The organism is Streptomyces sp. A 4/2, assembly GCF_940670765.1.
In the GTDB taxonomy this organism is placed as follows: Bacteria; Actinomycetota; Actinomycetes; order Streptomycetales; family Streptomycetaceae; genus Streptomyces.
Map to the genome: position 1 here is coordinate 97505 of NZ_CALNVW010000019.1, position 20169 is coordinate 117673.

Consider the following 20169-nt stretch of genomic DNA (forward strand, 5'->3'; position numbering starts at 1 on the left):
GACCGGGGGGCCGCCCATCCCTCGGTTCCCCGGCCGTTCAGCTGTGCGCAAGGGCGGTGGATTAGGCTCGGGACCATGGCCGACGCACCGTACAAGCTGATCCTCCTCCGCCACGGCGAGAGTGAATGGAACGCGAAGAACCAGTTCACCGGTTGGGTGGACGTCAATCTCACCGAGAAGGGCGAGAAGGAGGCGGTCCGCGGCGGTGAGCTGCTCACGGACGCCGGCCTGCTCCCCGATGTCGTGCACACGTCGCTCCAGAAGCGCGCCATCCGCACCGCCCAGCTCTCGCTGGAGTCCGCGGACCGCCACTGGATCCCCGTGCACCGCTCCTGGCGCCTGAACGAGCGGCACTACGGCGCGCTCCAGGGCAAGGACAAGGCGCAGACGCTCGCGGAGTTCGGCGAGGAGCAGTTCATGCTGTGGCGCCGCTCGTACGACACCCCGCCGCCGCCCCTGGAGGACGGCGCGGAGTACTCGCAGAGCGACGACCCCCGTTACGCGACGATCCCGCCGGAGCTGCGCCCGCGCACCGAGTGCCTCAAGGACGTCGTCGAGCGGATGCTGCCGTACTGGTACGACGACATCGTCCCCGACCTGCTCGCCGGCCGCACGGTCCTGGTCGCCGCCCACGGCAACTCGCTGCGCGCCCTGGTGAAGCACCTCGACGGCATCTCGGACGCGGACATCGCGGGACTCAACATCCCGACCGGCATCCCGCTCGTGTACGAGCTGGACGCGGACTTCAAGCCGGTCAAGGCCGGTGGCACGTACCTCGACGCGGACGCCGCTGCGGCGGCCATCGAGGCCGTGAAGAACCAGGGCAAGAAGAAGTAACCAGCCAGCTGTAAGCCCCCCACCTGCGGGTTCTCCGTGTGGTGGGGGGCTTTTCAGCCGGGCAGGCGGGCGACGGCACCGCACAGAGCTGGCGCACCGCCGCCGCAGGGCGGCACCGCACGGGGCAGGGCCCGGACCGCGATGCGCGGTCCGGGCCCTGCCCCGTATTGCCCTACCGGGCGCGGCCGGGAGGCGGTAGACCGATCCGCCGCCGGGGGTGGCCTCGGCCAGAGGCCCCGGAGTGGAGAGATCCGGGGCGCACACGCCAGAGGCCCCGGAGAGATCCGGGGCCTCTGGTGCTGCTCGTGGATCAGCGCAGGACGTCAGCGCAGGACGTTGAGGAAGTTGGTGGCGTCGTCGACGAAGTACACGGCGTCACAGTCCAAGTCCACCGCAAGGCCGAACAGCGCGCCCGCGCCGGGCGGGGAGCCGCTGTTGTCGAGTTGCCGGAACGCCACTTGGCGACCCCTCGGTGTGGTCTCGACGATGTTGCCGTCACCGCTGTTGACGGTCAGGATGTGGCCGTTGGGTGCGATGGCCAGGCCGAGGGGGCCGTTGAGCCGGCCGCCGCTGCTGACGACCCGGCCGGTGCCGGCGCTGGATCCCCGGGACAGTGCGCGCGGGATGACGGTGATCCGGTTCTTGACCGTGTCAGCAACGTAGAGCGAGCCGTTCTTGGCAAGGCCTACGCCTGTCGGGCCGATCACCAGGGCGGCGGGGTCGGTCTTCTGGGCGAAACCCGAGCCGATCCTGGTGGTCCTCAGCCGCTGCGGCGGCCGGTTGCCATGGCGCTTGAGGGTGATGCGCAGGACGGTGCCCCGGTCCACTTCGTTGCCGCCGCCCGCCACAGTGCCGTTGAGCACGTTGGTGACGAACAGGTCGGTACGGTCGCCGTGGCTCGCGGCGGTCATGTCCCAGGGTCCGTTGATGCCGCCTCCGGCGAGCGTCTCGCGGACCTTGCCGTGGCTGTCGAGTACCAGCAGGCAACCTGCCCGGGCGGTGGCGGATGTGCCGTCGGTGGTCGGCAGGCTGCCGACCACCACCCACCCGCCGGGCAGGATGCTCAGGGCGGTGGTGAGCCCCACGCCGCCGGGGCATCGGCCGGGCAGGCGGCGCGGATCGATCCGGGCGAACAGCTTGGCGGTGCCCCGCGGGCTGATCTGGACCAGTGTGGTGCCCGTGCCTTGCTGGTTCTGGCTGTTGTTGAAGTTGCTGACCAGCACGTTGCCTCGGTGGAGCCTCCCGGCGTCGCGCGCGACCACGGCCGTGCCGTAGGGGTTCACGTCGCCGTTCGCGGGGACCGTGGAGGCAATCTCACGCACGGTGTGCAGACGGCCGAGGAACGTCCCATCGGCCGAGGCGGCGCCTGCGGCAGCCGTGACCGAGAGGGCCACGGCGGCTGTCAACGCCGACAACCCCCGGGTCAATGGTGACAGGAAGTGAGGTTTCATGAGCGTTAAGTTAAAAGTGATGGTGTGTTCGGTGCGCACGGACACGCGCTCCCCGCGGGTATATCGCTCGGACGGTGGTCCGAGCGCGCAAAGCGTGCAGCCCGCAAGCGTGCGGGGTGCTGCGCAATCAGCCGTTGCTGTCGGAGCAGAGCTGCTCACCCCGGCAAGTGAATGTCGAAGAGGCAGCACTCTCGGCACCCGTAAGGCCACCCCCGTCACGCACGTCCGAGGACCTGCTGCGCCGACCAGCGAAGGGCCGGCTCGACCCGGATTGGTCGCAAGACCAGGGCGAGAAGAAGTAATTCCGCCCGGAAGGGCCCCCTGCCCGTGACGCAATCACGGGCAGGGGGCTTTTTGTGCGATATGTGTCATATGTGAATAAAGAACGCAGAAAAGGGCTATTCGTCGGTCCCGTGCCGGTGGTCGCAGCCGGGACCGCGACCGCGGCGGCGCTGACCGGGCTGCTGCTCGTGTACCCGGGGGCCGAACGGGCCGGAGCCGCTGCCGCCCCTGCGGGCGACACCAGCGCCGCCCTGATCCACCTGGACATCTCCCGGGTGGCCGCACTGCATGCGTCCGCGTTCCACGGGACGTACGGCACGGCGGGATCGCCGCCCCTGAACGGCGGCGAGGACACCGGCGACTTCTCCGACCCGGACGGGGTGCTGGCCTACTACCAGGACGGCACGCACGCCGTGACCACCTCGATCACCGACGCCAAGCACTACGCGAAGGTGGACGCGGCGGGAATCGTGATCAGCCTGCACGGGCTGGATCTCATCTCCACGAACCCCAGCGGTGCGATCGGCTCGCTGAACACGTACGCGGAGTGCACCCCGCCGCCGTTCGGCCCGTACGCCCTCGCCTACGCGCACACGGACGGACAGCAGATCGCGGTACTGGGCCACCGCGTGGACGTCGGCACCACGGAGCTCCCGGTCACCGGGGCCGAGCTGAACCAGCCCGACACCCTGGGAGACAGCACGTTGCGGGTGGTCTTCACGCACCACGTCGTACCGGGCGGTGAGATCCAGACGCCGGGGGCGTACGAGGCCGAGGCATGGTTCGACGTGTCGGTGACCGGGGTGCTGCGCGACACGTCGGGGGCCGTGGTCTACGACGGGCCGATCGCGGGTGCCCGTCTGGGAGAGGTGCACGCCCGCTGCAATCCGGAGTCGCCGTCTCCGTCGCCGTCACCTTCGGCCTCGGAGAGTGAGAGTCCGTCCCCGTCGCCGTCGGAGAGTGAAAGCCCTTCTCCGTCCCCTTCGGAGAGTGAGAGTCCGTCTCCGTCGCCGTCCGAGAGTGAGAGTCCGTCCCCGTCCCCGTCCGAGAGTGAGAGTCCGTCTCCGTCCCCTTCGGAGAGTGAGAGTCCGTCTCCGTCGCCGTCCGAGAGTGAGAGTCCTTCGCCGTCTCCCTCGCCGTCCGAGAGCGAGAGCCCTTCGCCTTCGCCGTCGGAGAGTGAGAGCCCGTCCCCCTCGGGCTCGGTGCCCTCGGATGACGGCGGAGCCTACGGCGACAGTGGTGGCTCCAACGGCGGTGGTTCCAACGGCGGTTCCAGCGGCGGTGGCGACAACGGCGGCGCCTACGGCGACAGCGGTGGCGGCAGCGGCGCCAGCGGTGGCGACAACGGCGGCGCATACGGCGACAACGGCGGAACCGGCGGCGGAGACGCTGGCGCCGGCGGTGAACTGGCCGACACCGGTGACTCGTTCACGCTGATGGGTGGCGTCGCCGTCGTACTCAGCGCCCTCGGTGCGGTGCTGTTCACCCGGAGGCGCCGCTACCAGCGACGTCACTGACCGTACTGACCGTTCGCGCACGGAGAGCCCCGTCCATCAGGCCTGAACAGGCGCTGGACGGGGCTCTCCCGGTTGTACGGAACCGCCCTACGGAACGGCGCGCGTCAGCCGTGGCACCCGCCGCACTGGCACGGTGCTCCCGACTGGCAGCCGCAGCCGCAGCCCGAGCCGCAGCCGCAGGCGCCGAGAACGCGCAGGTGGTGCACTTCGACAGCGGCTTCCTGCTGGGAATCGGTGACGGGGGAATCGGCCATGGGTTCCTCCTGATCAGACATACGAGGTCGTACTGCCTCTGCCATCCCATACCCATCCCGGCGGGGCGCATCAACGGCGCATACGCGCAAGCGCGCCGTTCACGCCCCCTCGACCTGCGCCGGGGCGGACTGGAGTTCGTCCGCGTGCTCGCCCGTCACCAGGTACACCACGCGCTTGGCCACCGACACCGCGTGGTCGGCGAACCGCTCGTAGTAGCGGCCGAGGAGCGTGACGTCCACCGCCGTCTCGATGCCGTGCTTCCAGCGGTCGTCCATCAGGTGCTGGAAGAGCGTCCGGTGCAGCAGGTCCATCTCGTCGTCGTCCGTCTCCAGCTGGAGGGCCAGGTCGACGTCCATCGTGATGATGACCTCCGCCGCCTTCGCCATCAGCCGCTGCGCGAGCTGACCCATTTCCAGGATCGTGGCGTGCAGATCGTTCGGAACGGCACGTTCCGGGTAGCGGAGCCGTGTGAGCTTCGCGACATGCTGGGCCAGGTCGCCCGAGCGCTCCAGGTCGGCGCTCATCCGCAGCGAGGTGACCACGATGCGCAGATCCGTGGCGACGGGCTGTTGCCGGGCCAGCAGGGCGATGGCCCGTGCTTCGAGGTCGTGCTGGAGGTCGTCGACCTTCTGATCGGCGGCGATCACGCTCTCGGCGAGCTTGAGATCGGCGTCGAGCATCGCGGTCGTGGCCCGGCCGATCGCCGAACCGACGAGCCGGGCCATCTCGACCAGACCTTCGCCGATCGAGTCCAGTTCCTCGTGGTACGCGTCCCGCATTGGGTTTCCTCTCTTGTACGACCGACTGCAACCGACGGAAGCCGACTGGAGCCGACACTGTCCGGAGGCGTCCTGCAGCTGTCCGGCCCCCACGCTTCCACGGTGCGGGCGGCACGCGTCCGTTTCAGTCACCCCAAGTGAATCGACCCTGTCCCCTCGGTGAACTCTGGGCGACGAACGTTCGAGCGGGCACCCATTTGGCTGGGGATGTGCCGGTGGGGCCGCATAACCTTGTGGCATGGACGTGAACGCGGCGGTCGCCGCAGCAAGCGCGATCGTCGGGCTGTGCACCGGCGTGATCGGCGTGCTGGCGTTCCGCTGGAGCGAGCGCGATCAGGCCCGCCCCACCCGGACCTCCCTGCACACCGGCGACGTGCTGCCGCCCGGCGTCGACACGGTTCTCTCGGTGCTCAGCTCGTCCGCCGTGGTGCTCGACGAGAGCGACTCGGTGGTCAAGGCAAGCTCGGCGGCGTACGCCCTGGGGCTGGTCAGGGGCGGCAAGCTGGCCGTGGAGCCCATGCTCCACATGGCCCGTGACACCCGGCGCGACGGGGAGATACGACAGGTCGAACTGGACCTGCCCCGCCGGGGCACCGGCCGGGGCGAGGCCCTCGCGGTCTCCGCCCGCGTCGCACCGCTGGGCTCCCGGCTGGTACTGCTGCTCGTCGAGGACCTCACCGAGGCCCGTCGTATCGAAGCGGTCCGGCGGGACTTCGTCGCCAACGTGAGCCATGAGCTCAAGACCCCGGTCGGCGCGCTCTCGCTGCTCTCCGAAGCGGTCATGGACGCGTCCGACGACCCCGAGGCGGTCACCCGGTTCGCGGGCCGGATGCAGATCGAAGCGACCCGGCTCACCAATCTGGTCCAGGAACTCATCGACCTCTCCCGGGTGCAGAACGACGACCCGCTGGAGGACGCCGAGCCGGTCCGGGTCGATGTCCTGGTGGCCGAGGCCATCGACCGCTGCCGTCATCAGGCAGGTACCAAACACATCACCATGGCGGCAGGCGGCACCGCCGACCTGCACGTCTGGGGCAACCGGTCGCAGCTCGCCGCCGCCCTCGGCAATCTCGTCGAGAACGCGGTCAACTACTCACCGGCCCGCACCCGGGTCGGCATCGCGGCCCGCCGCGCCTCCGCCCCGGGCGGGGACTTCATCGAGATAGCCGTCACCGACCAGGGGCTCGGCATCTCCGAGAAGGACCGGGAGCGGATCTTCGAGCGCTTCTACCGCGTCGACCCGGCCCGTTCGCGGGCCACCGGCGGCACGGGCCTGGGCCTCGCCATCGTCAAACACGTGGCCGCCTCGCACGGCGGGGAGGTCACGGTGTGGAGCTCGGAGGGCCAGGGCTCCACGTTCACCCTGCGGCTGCCGGAAGCCGGTGCCACGCGCAACGGCCGCAGCCGCAAGGATTCAGGGCCGGACGTCGTCGACGTGGACGACGACCAGCCGTACGCGACCTTCCTTTCCGCTGATCCCATTCCTGCCCCGGAGGTCCTTCCGTGACCCGAGTGCTTGTCGTCGAGGATGAGGAATCCTTCAGCGACGCCCTGTCCTACATGCTCCGCAAGGAAGGTTTCGAGGTCGCCATCGCGGCCACGGGACCCGACGGCCTCGACGAGTTCGAGCGCAACGGCGCCGACCTCGTCCTGCTCGACCTGATGCTGCCGGGGCTGCCCGGTACGGAGGTCTGCCGCCAGCTGCGCGGGCGCTCCAACGTCCCGGTGATCATGGTGACGGCGAAGGACAGCGAGATCGACAAGGTGGTCGGCCTGGAAATAGGAGCCGACGACTACGTCACCAAGCCGTTCTCCTCGCGGGAGCTGGTCGCGCGCATCCGCGCGGTCCTGCGCCGCCGCGGCGAGCCGGAGGAGGTTTCCCCGGCGGCCCTGGAGGCCGGCCCGGTCCGGATGGACGTGGACCGCCACGTCGTCACGGTCTCCGGCGCCAAGGTCGACCTGCCGCTGAAGGAGTTCGACCTGCTGGAGATGCTGCTCAGGAACGCGGGCCGGGTGCTGACCCGGATGCAGCTGATCGACCGGGTCTGGGGCGCGGACTACGTCGGCGACACCAAGACCCTGGACGTCCACGTGAAGAGGCTGCGCGCCAAGATCGAGCCGGACCCGGGTGCGCCCAGGTATCTGGTGACGGTCCGGGGCCTGGGCTACAAGTTCGAGCCGTAGACCGACCCGTACGCCCGTATGCCGTACGGCTGCATACGGAGGTGCCCCCGCCGGACCGTTCCGGCGGGGGCACCTCCGTATGCGTACGTGGACCGGGTCAGCCGATCGTCGCGGTGGCCGAGTCGGAGGGGGTCGCCTTGTTCGGCGGCACCGAGTTCGAGGGGATGGTCCCGTTCGGGGTGCCCTTGCCGGACGGGGTGCCGGTCGGGTTCACCGGCGTGCCGGGCGTGGCGGGCGCCGTGGGCAGGCTGCTCGGACCGAAGCCGGTGAAGTAGCTGGTCGCCGGGACGACGTACGCCGTCAGCGGGACCTTGCCGGTCTCGCTGAACTGGAAGACCAGGTTCTGGGTGCTGCCGTCCGCGGCTGCCTTGCGGCCGTCGGCGAGCACGGCGGCGGCGTGGTTCTTGCCGCCGATGAGGACCGAACCGTGCGCGGGCACGACGACCTGGCCCGAACCCTTGGCGGGGGTGATCTTCACCAGGGAAGTGGAGCCCGCGATCGAGATGTCGTCGAGGGTCTGGTTCGTGCTGCCGTTGTTGAAGAGCGTCGCGGAGATGACGGCGGGACCCTCGACGTCGGCCTTCGGCTGGGTGATCACCGTCGCGTTCTGGACCTTGATGACGCCGACGGAGGTGGCGGCGTTGTCCGGCTTGACCTCGATCGTCGCGGCGTCGTTGCCCGCGGCGCAGGCGGACAGGGAGGCGATCGAGACCACGATGGCAGAAGCGGCGAGGACGCCGCGTCGAAGGCTGCAGCTCACGGCGGCGGCTTCTCCTAGGACGTTCGGACAGAGGCGGGGGCGGGAGGGTGTAAAGCCTCCCTAAGGGTGTGTCAGCGCGCTCAGGTTACCGAGCCGTTGTCGCGGGCTCGCACCCGACCCGCCCCAGGCGGGGTACCGGTACCCCGCGGTTGCCCGATCGTGCGGCTTCGTACGGTGTTCACATATCGCGGGTGATCAATTCTCCGGGGCGCCACGTATTCCTTACGGAAAACCCTCTTGCGGCGCGCGGTGATCTCCTTCGTGATCTGCTTCGTGATCTCCTCCGTGATCTCGGTAGTGATCAATTCCGGATTGCGTCCGTACGGGTGATCGGCAACCGAACAGACGTAGCGAAGTTCACTGTTTGGAATCTGGCAAATCGGGACGTTAGCCCCCTGTGAGGGAGGTTCGGAACCCTGTAGGTTGTGCGTTTCTGTTCGCCCGCAGAGCGGCTCCGACCTGCGAATACCGTCTTCCGGAAGCCGTCCGCAGCACGTTCCTGTTGCTGTTGTCAAGCCCCGAGATATGCCCTGACCTGCGAAAACGTCATTCAGAAGAAGCCGTTCTCGTGTTACCCTGGATAGCCACGGAAGGGGTACCTGTCACATGACGTTCAAGGTTGGCGACACCGTGGTCTATCCCCATCACGGGGCCGCGCTGATCGAGGCTATCGAAACTCGCCAGATCAAAGGCGTGGACAAGACCTACTTGGTGCTCAAGGTCGCCCAGGGCGACTTGACTGTTCGTGTGCCGGCGGACAATGCGGAGTTCGTAGGCGTACGCGACGTGGTTGGTCAGGAAGGGCTGGACCGGGTCTTCGAGGTGCTTCGTGCACCGTACGCCGAAGAGCCCACGAACTGGTCCCGCCGTTACAAGGCAAATCTTGAGAAACTCGCCTCCGGCGATGTCATCAAGGTCGCCGAAGTCGTGCGCGACCTGTGGCGTCGTGAGCGTGAGCGCGGACTTTCCGCAGGTGAGAAGCGGATGCTCGCCAAGGCCCGCCAGATCCTGGTGAGCGAGCTCGCTCTTGCGGAGAACACGAACGAAGACAAGGCCGAGGCTCTGCTCGACGAGGTCCTCGCGTCCTGACGCATGACGCATCGAAATGCCGTGGTGCCCGTTGACGACATGGAATGACCTTCCGTGTGTCGTCGGGTGCTGCGGCATGTTGTTTTCTGTGGATCAACGCTTCTTGAGCAGTACTCCCTGAGCAGTGCCGCCTGAGCGCTGCCTGGTGTGCCGGGCCCGGGATGCCGACTCGACCAGTCGTCACGGAAGGGGCCGGTCAGGGCGTCGCGCCCGGCACGCTTGTGGCCATACCCATGTCGGCTGAGGACACAAACCCTGAACGCGCAACCGATGTCAGACGAAGCCGGGGACGAATCGCGCGGCGATTTCCCGGGCGATTTTCCGAGCGTGCCGCCGAGCGTCCCGCCCAACCTCTCCCCGAGCGTCCGGTCGGGCGCTCCGAGTACCTCCCCGAGCGGATCCGGCCACCTCACCGCCGCGGTGATTCCCGCCGCCGGCCGCGGTGTACGGCTGGGCCCCGGCGCCCCCAAGGCGCTGCGCGCCCTCCACGGGACTCCCATGCTGGTCCACGCCGTCCGGGCGATGGCCGGATCGCGTGCCGTCACGCTGGTCGTCGTGGTGGCCCCGCCGGACGGCGCCCCCGAGGTCGAGAAGCTGCTCGGCGAACACGGCTGCCCGCCCGGTACGGAGGTCGTCGTCGTACCCGGCGGTGACACCCGCCAGGAGTCGGTCCGGCTGGGGATCTCCGTACTGCCCGCGACCGTCTCCACCGTCCTGGTCCACGACGCGGCCCGGCCGCTCGTCCCGGTGGACACGGTGGACGCGGTGATCGAAGCCGTACGGGACGGGGCGCCCGCGGTCGTTCCCGCCCTGCCGCTCGCCGACACCGTCAAGCAGGTCGACCCGCGGCCCGACGGCGCGCCCGAGCCGGTCGTCGCCACCCCGGAGCGGGCCAGGCTCCGCGCCGTACAGACACCGCAGGGCTTCGACCGTGCGCTGCTCGCCCGCGCGCACGCCACGGTCACGCACGACGTCACCGACGACGCGAGCATGGTCGAACAGTTGGGGGTGCAGGTCGTGGTGGTCCCCGGGCACGAAGAGGCGTTCAAGGTGACCAGGCCGCTGGACCTGGTCCTGGCCGAGGCGGTTCTCGCCCGTAGGAGGGCCAACGATGGCTACTGAGCAGTCCGCCGTTCCGACGCTGCCGCTGGTCGGTATCGGCACCGACATCCACGCCTTCGAGGAGGGCCGTGAGCTGTGGTGTGCCGGTCTCCGCTGGGAGGGGGAGGGCTCCGGCCTCGCCGGGCACTCCGACGCCGATGTCGTCGCGCACGCCGCCTGCAACGCGCTGTTCTCCGCCGCGGGCCTCGGTGACCTCGGGGCCCACTTCGGCACCGGCCGCCCCGAGTGGTCCGGTGCCTCCGGGCTGACGCTGCTCACCGAGGCCGCCAGGATCGTCCGCGCCGAGGGCTTCGCCATCGGCAACGTGGCCGTCCAGGTCATCGGTCTCCGGCCGAAGATCGGCAAGCGCAGGGAAGAGGCGCAGAAGGTCCTCTCCGGGGCCGTCGGCGCGCCCGTCTCGGTCTCCGCCGCCACCAGCGACGGACTCGGGTTCACCGGCCGGGGCGAGGGGCTCGCCGCCGTGGCGACCGCGCTCGTCGTCCGTACGGAACGGCCCCAGGCCGGGTAGGCGGTAGGCGCAACGGTGTCCCGGGCGGGGTAGGCAACCGTCCGGGTCGGGTAGGCAACCGTCCCGCCCGGGGTAGGCATGGGTCACACCCCGCTCACCCCCAGGAGGCCAGCCCCGTGTCTGCCGTACTCAGTGACGAGCTCAAGAAGCTCCTCGACGGTCCCGTATTCGTCAGCATCGCCACCATCCAGCCCGACGGCAGCCCGCAGGTGTCACCGGTCTGGGTGAAACGGGACGGGAACGACGTCCTGATCTCGACGACCGTGGACCGCCGCAAGGAGAAGAACCTGCGCCGCGACCCGCGGGTGACGGTGCTGGTGCAGCCCGCCGACAACCCGTACGCGTACGCCGAGATCCGCGGCACCGCGACGCTCACCACCGAGGGCAGCCAGGAGCTGATCGACGAGCTGTCGCAGAAGTACCAGGGCAAGTCGTACGCGGAGTTCAACCCGGACTCCGCCCACGACGGCCCGCGGGTGGTCGTCCGGATCACCCCGCGCAAGGTCGTGGGCCGGATCTGAGCGCTGCCGCCCGGTCGGCGTTCACCCGGCAGCCACCGGGCCGGACGGCCCGCCCGGGGCTGCTCCGCAGCACTGTTGCGTCACACTTCGGTGCCCCGTGGCCGAAAGGGTCGCGGGGCACTGGTATGGGCCCACTACCCTGGTGGGGTGACTATTCGTCTGTACGACACCAGCGCCCGGCAGATCCGTGACTTCGTCCCGCTCACAGCGGGCTGTGTCTCGATCTACCTCTGCGGCGCCACGGTGCAGGCGGCCCCGCACATCGGGCACATCAGGTCCGGGCTGAATTTCGACATCATGCGCCGCTGGTTCAGCTACCGCGGGTACGACGTCACGTTCATCCGGAACGTCACGGACATCGACGACAAGATCATCAAGAAGTCGGCGGAGCAGAACCGCCCCTGGTGGTCGATCGGCTACGAGAACGAGCGGGCCTTCAACACCGGCTACGACGTCCTCGGCTGCCTCCCGGCCACGTACGAGCCGCGGGCCACCGGGCACATGACCGAGATGATCGAGATGATGCGCGGTCTCATCGAGCGCGGCCACGCCTACGCGGTGGACGGCAACGTCTACTTCGACGTGCGCTCGTACGACGGCTATCTCCAGCTCTCCAACCAGGACCTGGACGAGCTGCGCCAGCCGTCCGGCGAGGGTGAGCTCGGCAAGCGCGACCCGCGGGACTTCGCGCTGTGGAAGGCGGTCAAGCCCGGTGAGCCCTCCTGGGAGACCCCGTGGGGGCGCGGCCGTCCCGGCTGGCACCTGGAGTGCTCGGCGATGGCCCACAAGTACCTGGGCCCGGCCTTCGACATCCACGGCGGCGGGCTCGACCTGATCTTCCCGCACCACGAGAACGAGATCGCGCAGTCCAAGGCGTTCGGCGACGACTTCGCCGCGTACTGGCTGCACAACGCCTGGGTCACCCTGAGCGGCGAGAAGATGTCCAAGTCGCTGGGCAACTCGGTGCTGGTCTCCGAGATGGTCAAGCAGTGGCGCCCGATCGTGCTCCGCTACTACCTGGGCACCCCGCACTACCGGTCGATGATCGAGTACAGCGACGAGGCGCTGCGGGAGGCCGAGTCGGCCTTCGCCCGCATCGAGGGCTTCGTCCAGCGGGTCGTCGAGAAGGCCGGGCCGGTCCCCCCGGCCGCCGAGGTGCCGCCCGCGTTCGCCGAGGCGATGGACGACGACATGGGCGTCCCGCAGGCGCTCGCGATCGTCCACACCACGGTCCGGCAGGGCAACTCCGCACTGGCCGCCGACGACAAGGAAGCGGCCGTCGCCAGGCTGGCGGAGGTCCGGGCGATGCTCGGCGTCCTCGGTCTCGACCCGCTCGACGAGCACTGGGCGGGCGAGAGCGACCGCGGGGAGGACCTGCACGGGGCCGTCGACACCCTCGTACGGCTGGTGCTCGAACAGCGCGAGGGCGCCAGGGCGCGCAAGGACTGGGCCACCGCGGACGCGATCCGCGACCAGCTCCAGCAGTCCGGCCTGGTCATCGAGGACGGCCAGAACGGACCGCGCTGGACCCTCGGCCCGCGGTGAGCGCCCGGCCGCCATTGGCGGCACACTTTCCTATACGTACGTACTGAGCAGCAAAGAAACAGGTAGGTCATGGCCGGGAACAGCCAGCGCAGGAACCGCCGCACGTCCAACAAGAAGGGCGCGCAGGTCGGCAGCGGGGGCCAGCGACGCCGCGGCCTGGAGGGCAAGGGCCCGACGCCGCCCGCCTCCGAACGCAAGGGACACAAGAAGAACCGGATCGCGGGCGCCCAGGCCCGGCAGGCCGCGGCCCGCCGTCCGGCGCCCCGCCGCGGCGGCGTCAAGGGCACGTCCGAGATGGTCGTCGGCCGCAACCCGGTCTACGAGGCGCTGCGCGACGGCGTCCCGGCGGTCACCCTGTACGTGCAGCAGTACATCGACAACGACGAGCGGGTCCGCGAGGCGCTCCAGCTGGCCGGCCAGCGCGGCAACATCAACCTGATGGAGGCCCCGCGCCCCGAGCTGGACCGGATGACGAACGGCCTGAACCACCAGGGTCTCGTCCTCCAGGTCCCGCCGTACGAGTACGCGCACCCGGAGGACCTCACGGGCGCCGCGTACGACGCCAACGAGGACCCGCTGATCGTCGCGCTCGACGGGGTCACCGACCCGCGGAACCTGGGCGCGATCGTCCGTTCCGTCTCCGCGTTCGGCGGTCACGGCGTGGTCGTCCCCGAGCGCCGTGCGGCCGGGATGACGGCGGGTGCCTGGAAGTCGTCGGCGGGCACCGCGGCCCGTACGCCGGTCTCCCGGGTGACCAACCTGACGCGGGCGCTGGAGGGCTACCAGAAGGCGGGCATCACGGTCGTCGGCCTCGCCGCGGACGGTGAGCACGAGGTCCAGGACCTGGAGGCGCTGGGCGGCCCGGTCGTCATCGTCATCGGCAGCGAGGGCAAGGGCCTCGGCCGGCTCGTCGGCGAGACCTGCGACTACCGGGTGCGCATTCCGATGCCGGGTGGCGCGGAGTCGCTGAACGCGGGCGTCGCGGCGGGCATTGTGCTGTACGAGGCCGCGCGTCGCCGGGCCTGACAGCAAGGCTTTCTCTTTTCCTCTGCCGGGCGGTCCCGTATATACGGGACCGCCCGGCAGTGCGTTGTGCGGTCACTGCCGGTGCGGTGTGCCAACTCGGTCTGGTACAGGCCAAGTTGGCGCGTCGCATCGGCAGTCTGCTTTACGCGGCATTCAGCGGCATTCATGAGACTTCGGTGAACTGAAAATGAGCCGCGACTGTGGTGCGGCTGAGTTGTTCATTAAAGATCGATTAAACAGAAAGTCATGTTACGGTCGCCTGCTTGCGGGAGAAAATTGCTTCTCCTGACCGTCGTCGCGGGAGATCCCATGAATTCGTTCGCGCTCGCCCCCTTTCCTGCATGAGCACCACAACTCCCGCCAGGATCCTCGTCACCGGCGGCGCCGGGTTCATAGGTTCGGCGTACGTCCGCATGCTGCTCGGCCCGGACGGCCCGCCCGGCGTCACCGTCACGGTCCTCGACAAGCTCACGTACGCGGGCACCCTGACCAACCTGGCGTCCGTACTCGCCGACCCCCGCTTCCGTTTCGTGCGCGGCGACATCTGCGACCCCGCGCTCGTCGGCCGGCTCACCGCCGAGCACGACCAGACCGTGCACTTCGCCGCCGAGTCCCCGGCGGACCGGCCGGCCGAGGACAGCGGGGTGTTCGTGCGGACGAACACCCTCGGCACCCGGACCCTTCTCGATGCCGCCGTGCACCACGGCACCCGCAGGTTCGTCCATGTCTCCACCGGCGAGGTGTACGGACCGATCGCCGAAGGCTCCTGGACCGAGGACCGGCCGCTCGCGCCCGACTCGCCCTGGTCCGTGTCCAAGGCGTCGTCCGATCTGCTCGCGCTGGAGTACCACCGCGAACTCGGCCTCGACGTACGGATCACGCGGAGCGCGGGCACCTACGGGCCGCACCAGTTCCCCGACAAGGTCATCCCGTTCCGGGTCACCCGGCTCATCGACGGACACCGCGTACCGCCGCCCCGGGACGGCGCGGAGGTCCGCGGCTGGGTCCACGTCGAGGACCACTGCCGGGGCATCGAACTCGCCCGCACCGGGGGGCGTCCCGGCCGTACGTACAACATCGGCGGCGGCACCGAACTCTCCGCCAGGGAACTCACCGGTCTGCTCCTCGAAGCGTGCGGCGCGGGCTGGGAGCGCGTGCGGGGCGCGGGGGAGCGCGAGGGGCGTGGCGGGAGCGGGCCGCGGTACGCCGTCGACTGGCGCCGGGCCCGCGACGAACTCGGCTACCGGCCGCGCCACGGCCTCGCCGACGGACTGGCCCGCACCGTCGCCTGGTACCGCGCCCGCCGTGACTGGTGGGAGCCGCTCACCTGACCGCTCACCTGACCGCTCACCGACCGTTCACCCGGCCGCTCACCTGCCCGCTCCGGTGCTCCTTCCCCTACGGATACGGAGTGTTGACGGGTCGCGGACAGATCCGGCGCGTCAAGGCAGTGTCCTAAGCCTGCGTCACTCGGTTAGATGAGCGTGGACACCAGAACACCCGGGTTCGACAACCTGCCCGCGCTGAGCATGGTCAAGGTGCCGTGCGATCCCGCACAGGTCGTCGTCAACCACGCCAGCTTCCGGGTGCAGCTCGCACCGAACTCGATCCGCAGGCCCGCCGGTTCGGGCCTGACGGATACGGCAAGGATGCCCGCGGGCGCACGCGCGCGGCGCAGGGCGCCCGTCGTGTGGAGTGGGAAGTCCGCCCCGGACGACACCGGCGCCATCAGACTCCTGCAGGCCGTACGGAACTCCGGCGTCCAGGAGGTCGGTTACGCCTCCGGCCAGGACGCCGGAGCCACCCAGGTCATCCCGCGCATCTCGGTCGACGACCCGGGCACCGCGGGCACGGCGCTGCTGCCCCGGATGCGGGAGGCGGTCGGCGCGTACGACGAGCCGGAGCGGTACCGGCGCGAGGAGTTCGACGGGCCGCACGAGTACGGCGATCACCACGCGTACGGCGAGTTCGACGAGTTCGACGACGACGGCCAGGACGGCACCCGCCGCCACGGCTCCGACAACGTCCGGCACGCCTACTACCCCGGCCGCCGGATGAACCTCGGCGTGGTGCTGCTGCCGCTCCGGGTGTTCCTCGGGCTCATCTCGATGTACGCCGGAATGGGCAAGCTCTGCGACCCCGTCTACTTCGACGGCGGCGAGCGCGGCTCGATGGTCAAGTGGCTGCACTCGCTGCACCCTTGGGCCCTCGCCGAACCCCTCCGAGACTTCGCGCTCTCGCATCCGGTGGGCGCCGGGCTCACCATCGCGTTCCTTCAGGTCGTCGTCGGAGTGCTCACCGTCCTGGGGCTCTGGCAGCGCGTCGCCGCCGTGTTCGGGGCGCTGCTCTCGATCGCGCTCCTGGTGACGGTCACGTGGCGGACCGTACCGGCGTACGACGCACCGGACATCATCTACCTCGCCGCCTGGTCCCCGCTGATCATCGCCGGAGCGCCCGTCTACTCGGTCGACGGCCGCCTCGCGGGCGAGGCCTGGCGCAAGCTCGGACCGCGCTCCGAACTGACCGAACTGCGGCGGCGGGTGCTGCGGCGCGGCACCGTCGTGGCCACCGTGGTGGTGGGGCTGACGCTGCTCATCGGCTCGCTCCTCGGCGGCGCCGTCCGCTCCGCGCAGGTCGTGACCGTACCGGGCCCGAACACCGATCCCACCAACCGGCTGCCCGGACAGGTGCTGCCGCAGGAGCCCGGCTCGTCCGGCAGCCCGGCGCAGCAGCGCACGTCGAGGCACCCGTCGCCGTCCGCGAGCGGTGCGGCGAGCCCCTCGGGGAAGTCCTCGGCGCCGGGCACGGTACGGGAGAGCGCGACCGCGGGCACCGTCGGCGGGCAGCCCAGCCAGACGCAGGGCACCGCGCAACTGCCGCCGTCGCAGCGGCAGCAACAGCAGGCTCCGCCGCCTCCGGCGACGACCAGCGCGGGCCCGTCGGCCACGGCCGGGACGAGCGGCGGCGGCAGCGGCGGCACGGCGTCCGGCGGCGGGTCCGGGGGCACCTCGGGCGGCGGCAGCAACAAGAACCCGATCGGCGGCCTTCTCGGCTGACGGCCGTACCGGGGGTGCTGACGGTCGTACCGGGGTACCGCGGGACGGATCCGGCCGCCTGATCCGGTGGGCGTAGGACGCAGGCCCGAGGCGGCCGGGACGCCGGACCGAGGCGCTCCGGCGGGGACGCGGGTGAGATGGGGGAATGAGCGATTCCTCGTCCCTTCCCGAGTCTCATCCCGAGCCCCGTCCCGAGCCCCGTCCCGAGTCCCTCACCGATTCCCTCGATGGAGCGGTGCGTGACCGCCTGTACCGGGAGAAGCACGTCTGGCTGTGCACCGTGCGTCCGGACGGGTCCACCCATGTGACGCCCGTCTGGTTCGTCTTCCTGAAGGACAGCTGGTGGATCGGTGCGGACGGAGCGTCGGTCAAGGTCCGCAACATCGAGGCGTTCCCGCGGGTGTCCCTGGCGCTGGAGGACGGCCGGCTTCCCGTCGTGGCCGAGGGGGAGGCGGTGGTGCACCGCGGCCGGTTCCCGGAGCGGATCCTGGATGCCTTCGCCGCGAAGTACGCCTGGGACGCCTCCACCCCGTACCGGCCGGACGGGGAGCGGGTACTGCTCGAAGTCCCGGTCCGGCGCTGGCTGTTGGCCGGTGCGGCCCAGTGACCGCCGGGCGTGGTCCGGTCAGGACCGGCCGAGTTCCCTGGCTGCCTCGGTGAGGTCCTTGGCGGTGTCGATGGCCCGCCAGTACGCCCCGTGCGGCAGCGGATACCCGGCCAGCTTGCGCTCGCGGGCGAGCCGCGGGAAGGTGGTCCGCTCGTGGTCGCCGCGGTCCGGCAGCAGCGCCCTGAAGGCCGCGGAGAAGACGTACACCCCGGCGTTGATGAGATACGGCGAGGGCGGCGCCTCGATGAAGTCGAGGACCTGCCCGAACTCGTTCGTCTCGACGGCGCCCCACGGGATGCGGGGGCGGGCGAGGGCCAGGGTGGCGGTGGCGTCGCGTTCGGCGTGGAAGGCGGCCATCTCGCGCAGCGAGAAGCGCGTCCAGATGTCACCGTTCGTCGCGTACCAGGGGCGGTCGGGGTGCGGGAGATGCCCTGCGGCGTACTTGAGACCGCCGCCGCGGCCCAGCGGTTCGGACTCGACGACCGTCGTGACCCGGAGGGGCAGGGTGCTGGACTCCAGCCATTCCTGGAGCACTTCGGCGAGATGGCCGCAGGAGATGACCGCGTCGGTCACGCCCTCGGCGGCCAGCCAGGCCAGTTGATGGCCGATGATCGGCGTCCCGGTGCCCGGGATCTCGACCATCGGCTTGGGGCGGTCGTCGGTGTACGGGCGCAGCCGGGAACCCTGGCCGCCCGCCAGGATCACGGCCTGGGTGGGCAGTGCGGACGCAGGCGCATGCGCATGCGGTTCAGCGGTCGTCGTCATGAGGCGCACCCTAGACCGGCCTGCACATGGGAGCGGCCCCGACGCCCACGCCGGTGGCGCGCGGCAGCCCCTCCCTCACGGACCGGTGTCCGACGGGTCAGCGCTGGTGGGCCACCCCGGAGGCGAAGGACGTGTCGCAGACCGGGCGGGAGTACGCCTGGGCGCGCGCCGGCCCGTAGTGCTCGACCGCGGCGCGGCCCAGCGAGCGGGCGATCGACATGCAGTGGCTCGCCAGCGAAGGGCGGTTCTCGACCTCGCGCTGGAGGTGCGTGAGGGCGACGCCGGGGTTCTTCTCCTGGAGTTCGGTCAGGAGCTGGTCGCGCAGAACGTCCTGCGGGGTGCGGGTCTTGGCGCGTACCGACACTTCCTTGGAGGAAGCGGTCAGCATCTGCGAGTCGTTGGAGGTGCCTGCCCACGGGACGCGGGTGACCGCGAGCGTCCCGGAGAGAACCAGGACGACGGGCAGGACGAGTGCGAGAGTTCGGCCGATTCGGCGGGCTGTGTGGGTCACGCAGCGAGCGTAGCGGTCGGTGATGAATCGGAGACATTCAGTCACTCTTGTGGGGGATGGTTCGAGTCCGCTTTTCGAATCGGGCGTTGACCCGCCTCCGGCGAAATGCCCGTTCCGGTGGGGTATTTGTCGACAACGCACTGCGGCCCCGCACCTCCGGGAAGGGAGGTGCGGGGCCGCAGTGAGGCGGGAGCGTCAGTCGCTGAGGCGCTCGCCGGTGGAGGTCGAGAAGACGTGGATCTCGCCGGTGCGCGGGACGACGTTGAGCTTGCTGCCCTTGTCCGGGACCTTGCGGCCGTTGACGCGGACGACCAGCTCCTTGGTCACGCCGTTCACCTCGGCGGAGCCGTAGACGTAGGCGTCGGCGCCGAGCTCCTCGACGACGTTGACCGCGACGGCCAGGCCGGCCGGGGCGTCGGCGCTCTCCTTGGTGAGCGTCTTCGAGACCTCGCCGTGCTCGACGACCTCGAAGTGCTCGGGGCGGACACCGACGGTGACCGTGGTGTCACCCTTGTCGGCCGCGGCGGCGAGCGCCTCGCGGGAGACGGGGACGACGCTGTTGCCGAACTTCACGCCACCGTCGGCGATCGGGACCTCGACCAGGTTCATGGCCGGGGAGCCGATGAATCCGGCGACGAAGAGGTTGTTGGGGCGGTCGTACATGTTGCGCGGCGAGTCGATCTGCTGGAGCAGGCCGTCCTTCAGCACGACGACGCGGTCACCCATGGTCATGGCCTCGACCTGGTCGTGGGTGACGTACACGGTGGTGATGCCGAGGCGGCGCTGGAGCGACGCGATCTGCGTACGGGTGGAGACACGGAGCTTGGCGTCGAGGTTCGACAGCGGCTCGTCCATGAGGAAGACCTGCGGCTCACGCACGATGGCGCGGCCCATCGCGACACGCTGACGCTGACCACCGGAGAGCGCCTTCGGCTTGCGGTCCAGGTACTCGGTGAGGTCGAGGATCTTCGCGGCCTCTTCGACCTTGGCGCGGATCTCGGTCTTGTTGATCCCGGCGATCTTGAGCGCGAAGCCCATGTTGTCGGCGACCGTCATGTGCGGGTACAGCGCGTAGTTCTGGAACACCATCGCGATGTCCCGGTCCTTCGGCGGCAGGTGCGTGACGTCGCGGTCACCGATGCGGATCGCGCCGCCGTTGACGTCCTCAAGACCCGCGAGCATGCGCAGGGAGGTCGACTTGCCGCAACCGGAAGGACCGACGAGGACGAGGAACTCGCCGTCCGCGACATCGATCTCCAGCGCGTCCACGGCGGGCTTGGTGGAGCCGGGGTATATCCGGGTCGCCTTGTCGAACGTGACTGTTGCCATGAGCGTGTGCTCCTTCACCGGCAGG

General features: G+C 70.0%; 20 protein-coding genes. 13 read left to right on the forward strand and 7 right to left on the reverse strand.

Going from position 1 to position 20169, the window contains the following annotated elements; translation table 11 throughout:
* The first annotated feature begins 75 nt into the window (after positions 1-75).
* On the forward strand, positions 76-837 hold the full coding sequence (locus NBY69_RS13050; protein WP_250300994.1) for a phosphoglyceromutase: 762 nt from the start codon (positions 76-78) through the stop codon (positions 835-837).
* 323 nt (positions 838-1160) lie between these two features.
* Here the strand turns inward: NBY69_RS13050 and NBY69_RS13055 are convergent, their stop codons facing one another.
* The gene (locus NBY69_RS13055; RefSeq protein ID WP_250300995.1) at positions 1161-2327 is read right to left on the reverse strand and encodes a hypothetical protein; all 1167 of its coding nucleotides are present in this window, start codon (positions 2325-2327) and stop codon (positions 1161-1163) included.
* Positions 2328-2701: 374 nt separating this feature from the next.
* On the opposite strand from NBY69_RS13055, the gene NBY69_RS13060 reads away from it, so the two are divergent.
* Positions 2702-4087: an LPXTG cell wall anchor domain-containing protein gene (locus NBY69_RS13060; protein WP_250300996.1), complete on the forward strand. Its 1386-nt coding sequence runs from the start codon at positions 2702-2704 to the stop codon at positions 4085-4087.
* Positions 4088-4191: 104 nt separating this feature from the next.
* Here NBY69_RS13060 and NBY69_RS13065 read toward each other — a convergent pair whose 3' ends face one another.
* Positions 4192-4341, reverse strand: coding sequence for a hypothetical protein (locus NBY69_RS13065; protein ID WP_250300997.1), 150 nt, complete (start codon positions 4339-4341; stop codon positions 4192-4194).
* Positions 4342-4440: 99 nt separating this feature from the next.
* A complete protein-coding gene (gene phoU / locus NBY69_RS13070) occupies positions 4441-5121 on the reverse strand; it encodes a phosphate signaling complex protein PhoU (RefSeq protein ID WP_250300998.1) in 681 nt (226 codons plus the stop codon).
* A gap of 238 nt (positions 5122-5359) precedes the next feature.
* Between phoU and NBY69_RS13075 the strand changes: the two genes are divergently transcribed.
* Positions 5360-6628 (forward strand): cell wall metabolism sensor histidine kinase WalK, encoded by a 1269-nt coding sequence (locus NBY69_RS13075; protein WP_250300999.1) that lies wholly within the window; start codon positions 5360-5362, stop codon positions 6626-6628.
* Positions 6625-7305: a response regulator transcription factor gene (locus tag NBY69_RS13080; RefSeq protein WP_102918029.1), complete on the forward strand. Its 681-nt coding sequence runs from the start codon at positions 6625-6627 to the stop codon at positions 7303-7305. The genes NBY69_RS13075 and NBY69_RS13080 overlap by 4 nt, the downstream gene beginning before the upstream one ends.
* A 97-nt stretch (positions 7306-7402) precedes the next feature.
* On the opposite strand, the gene NBY69_RS13085 is transcribed toward NBY69_RS13080, so the two are convergent.
* On the reverse strand, positions 7403-8065 hold the full coding sequence (locus NBY69_RS13085) for a DUF461 domain-containing protein (RefSeq protein WP_250301000.1): 663 nt from the start codon (positions 8063-8065) through the stop codon (positions 7403-7405).
* Positions 8066-8671: 606 nt separating this feature from the next.
* Between NBY69_RS13085 and NBY69_RS13090 the strand changes: the two genes are divergently transcribed.
* From NBY69_RS13090 to NBY69_RS13130, 9 genes are all read left to right on the forward strand, one after another.
* Positions 8672-9154: a CarD family transcriptional regulator gene (locus tag NBY69_RS13090; RefSeq protein WP_006380568.1), complete on the forward strand. Its 483-nt coding sequence runs from the start codon at positions 8672-8674 to the stop codon at positions 9152-9154.
* Positions 9155-9481: 327 nt separating this feature from the next.
* Positions 9482-10276 (forward strand): 2-C-methyl-D-erythritol 4-phosphate cytidylyltransferase, encoded by a 795-nt coding sequence (gene ispD / locus NBY69_RS13095; protein ID WP_374211268.1) that lies wholly within the window; start codon positions 9482-9484, stop codon positions 10274-10276.
* Positions 10266-10784 (forward strand): 2-C-methyl-D-erythritol 2,4-cyclodiphosphate synthase, encoded by a 519-nt coding sequence (gene ispF, locus NBY69_RS13100; protein WP_250301001.1) that lies wholly within the window; start codon positions 10266-10268, stop codon positions 10782-10784. Before ispD ends, ispF begins: the two co-directional genes overlap by 11 nt.
* A gap of 116 nt (positions 10785-10900) precedes the next feature.
* On the forward strand, positions 10901-11305 hold the full coding sequence (locus NBY69_RS13105) for a PPOX class F420-dependent oxidoreductase (RefSeq protein WP_250301002.1): 405 nt from the start codon (positions 10901-10903) through the stop codon (positions 11303-11305).
* 147 nt (positions 11306-11452) lie between these two features.
* Entirely contained in the window at positions 11453-12850 is a 1398-nt protein-coding gene (cysS, locus tag NBY69_RS13110) for a cysteine--tRNA ligase (RefSeq protein ID WP_250301003.1), read from the forward strand.
* 69 nt (positions 12851-12919) lie between these two features.
* The gene (gene rlmB / locus NBY69_RS13115; protein ID WP_250301004.1) at positions 12920-13876 is read left to right on the forward strand and encodes a 23S rRNA (guanosine(2251)-2'-O)-methyltransferase RlmB; all 957 of its coding nucleotides are present in this window, start codon (positions 12920-12922) and stop codon (positions 13874-13876) included.
* A 341-nt stretch (positions 13877-14217) separates the two neighbouring features.
* On the forward strand, positions 14218-15207 hold the full coding sequence (locus tag NBY69_RS13120; RefSeq protein ID WP_250301005.1) for a dTDP-glucose 4,6-dehydratase: 990 nt from the start codon (positions 14218-14220) through the stop codon (positions 15205-15207).
* A 147-nt stretch (positions 15208-15354) separates the two neighbouring features.
* Positions 15355-16932, forward strand: coding sequence for a DoxX family membrane protein (locus NBY69_RS13125; RefSeq protein WP_250301006.1), 1578 nt, complete (start codon positions 15355-15357; stop codon positions 16930-16932).
* Between the two features lie 235 nt (positions 16933-17167).
* Entirely contained in the window at positions 17168-17539 is a 372-nt protein-coding gene (locus NBY69_RS13130) for a pyridoxamine 5'-phosphate oxidase family protein (protein ID WP_250301007.1), read from the forward strand.
* A gap of 18 nt (positions 17540-17557) precedes the next feature.
* Here NBY69_RS13130 and NBY69_RS13135 read toward each other — a convergent pair whose 3' ends face one another.
* From NBY69_RS13135 to NBY69_RS13145, 3 genes are all read right to left on the reverse strand, one after another.
* Positions 17558-18304, reverse strand: coding sequence for a nucleotidyltransferase family protein (locus NBY69_RS13135; RefSeq protein WP_250301008.1), 747 nt, complete (start codon positions 18302-18304; stop codon positions 17558-17560).
* A gap of 97 nt (positions 18305-18401) precedes the next feature.
* Positions 18402-18815 carry a hypothetical protein gene (locus NBY69_RS13140; RefSeq protein ID WP_250301009.1) on the reverse strand — a complete coding sequence of 138 codons (414 nt, stop codon included), beginning with the start codon at positions 18813-18815 and terminating at the stop codon, positions 18402-18404.
* A 195-nt stretch (positions 18816-19010) separates the two neighbouring features.
* Positions 19011-20144 (reverse strand): ABC transporter ATP-binding protein, encoded by a 1134-nt coding sequence (locus tag NBY69_RS13145; RefSeq protein WP_250301010.1) that lies wholly within the window; start codon positions 20142-20144, stop codon positions 19011-19013.
* Positions 20145-20169 lie beyond the last annotated feature (25 nt).

Bases quoted from the DNA above. Each gene is read 5' to 3' on its own strand.
- ispF (WP_250301001.1), top strand. From the start codon at position 10,266: ATGGCTACTGAGCAGTCCGCCGTTCCGACGCTGCCGCTGGTCGGTATC.
- NBY69_RS13125 (WP_250301006.1), top strand. From the start codon at position 15,355: ATGAGCGTGGACACCAGAACACCCGGGTTCGACAACCTGCCCGCGCTG.
- NBY69_RS13120 (WP_250301005.1), top strand. From the start codon at position 14,218: ATGAGCACCACAACTCCCGCCAGGATCCTCGTCACCGGCGGCGCCGGG.
- NBY69_RS13075 (WP_250300999.1), top strand. From the start codon at position 5,360: ATGGACGTGAACGCGGCGGTCGCCGCAGCAAGCGCGATCGTCGGGCTG.
- NBY69_RS13065 (WP_250300997.1), bottom strand. From the start codon at position 4,341: ATGGCCGATTCCCCCGTCACCGATTCCCAGCAGGAAGCCGCTGTCGAA.
- NBY69_RS13050 (WP_250300994.1), top strand. From the start codon at position 76: ATGGCCGACGCACCGTACAAGCTGATCCTCCTCCGCCACGGCGAGAGT.
- NBY69_RS13135 (WP_250301008.1), bottom strand. From the start codon at position 18,304: ATGACGACGACCGCTGAACCGCATGCGCATGCGCCTGCGTCCGCACTG.
- phoU (WP_250300998.1), bottom strand. From the start codon at position 5,121: ATGCGGGACGCGTACCACGAGGAACTGGACTCGATCGGCGAAGGTCTG.
- NBY69_RS13090 (WP_006380568.1), top strand. From the start codon at position 8,672: ATGACGTTCAAGGTTGGCGACACCGTGGTCTATCCCCATCACGGGGCC.
- NBY69_RS13145 (WP_250301010.1), bottom strand. From the start codon at position 20,144: ATGGCAACAGTCACGTTCGACAAGGCGACCCGGATATACCCCGGCTCC.
- rlmB (WP_250301004.1), top strand. From the start codon at position 12,920: ATGGCCGGGAACAGCCAGCGCAGGAACCGCCGCACGTCCAACAAGAAG.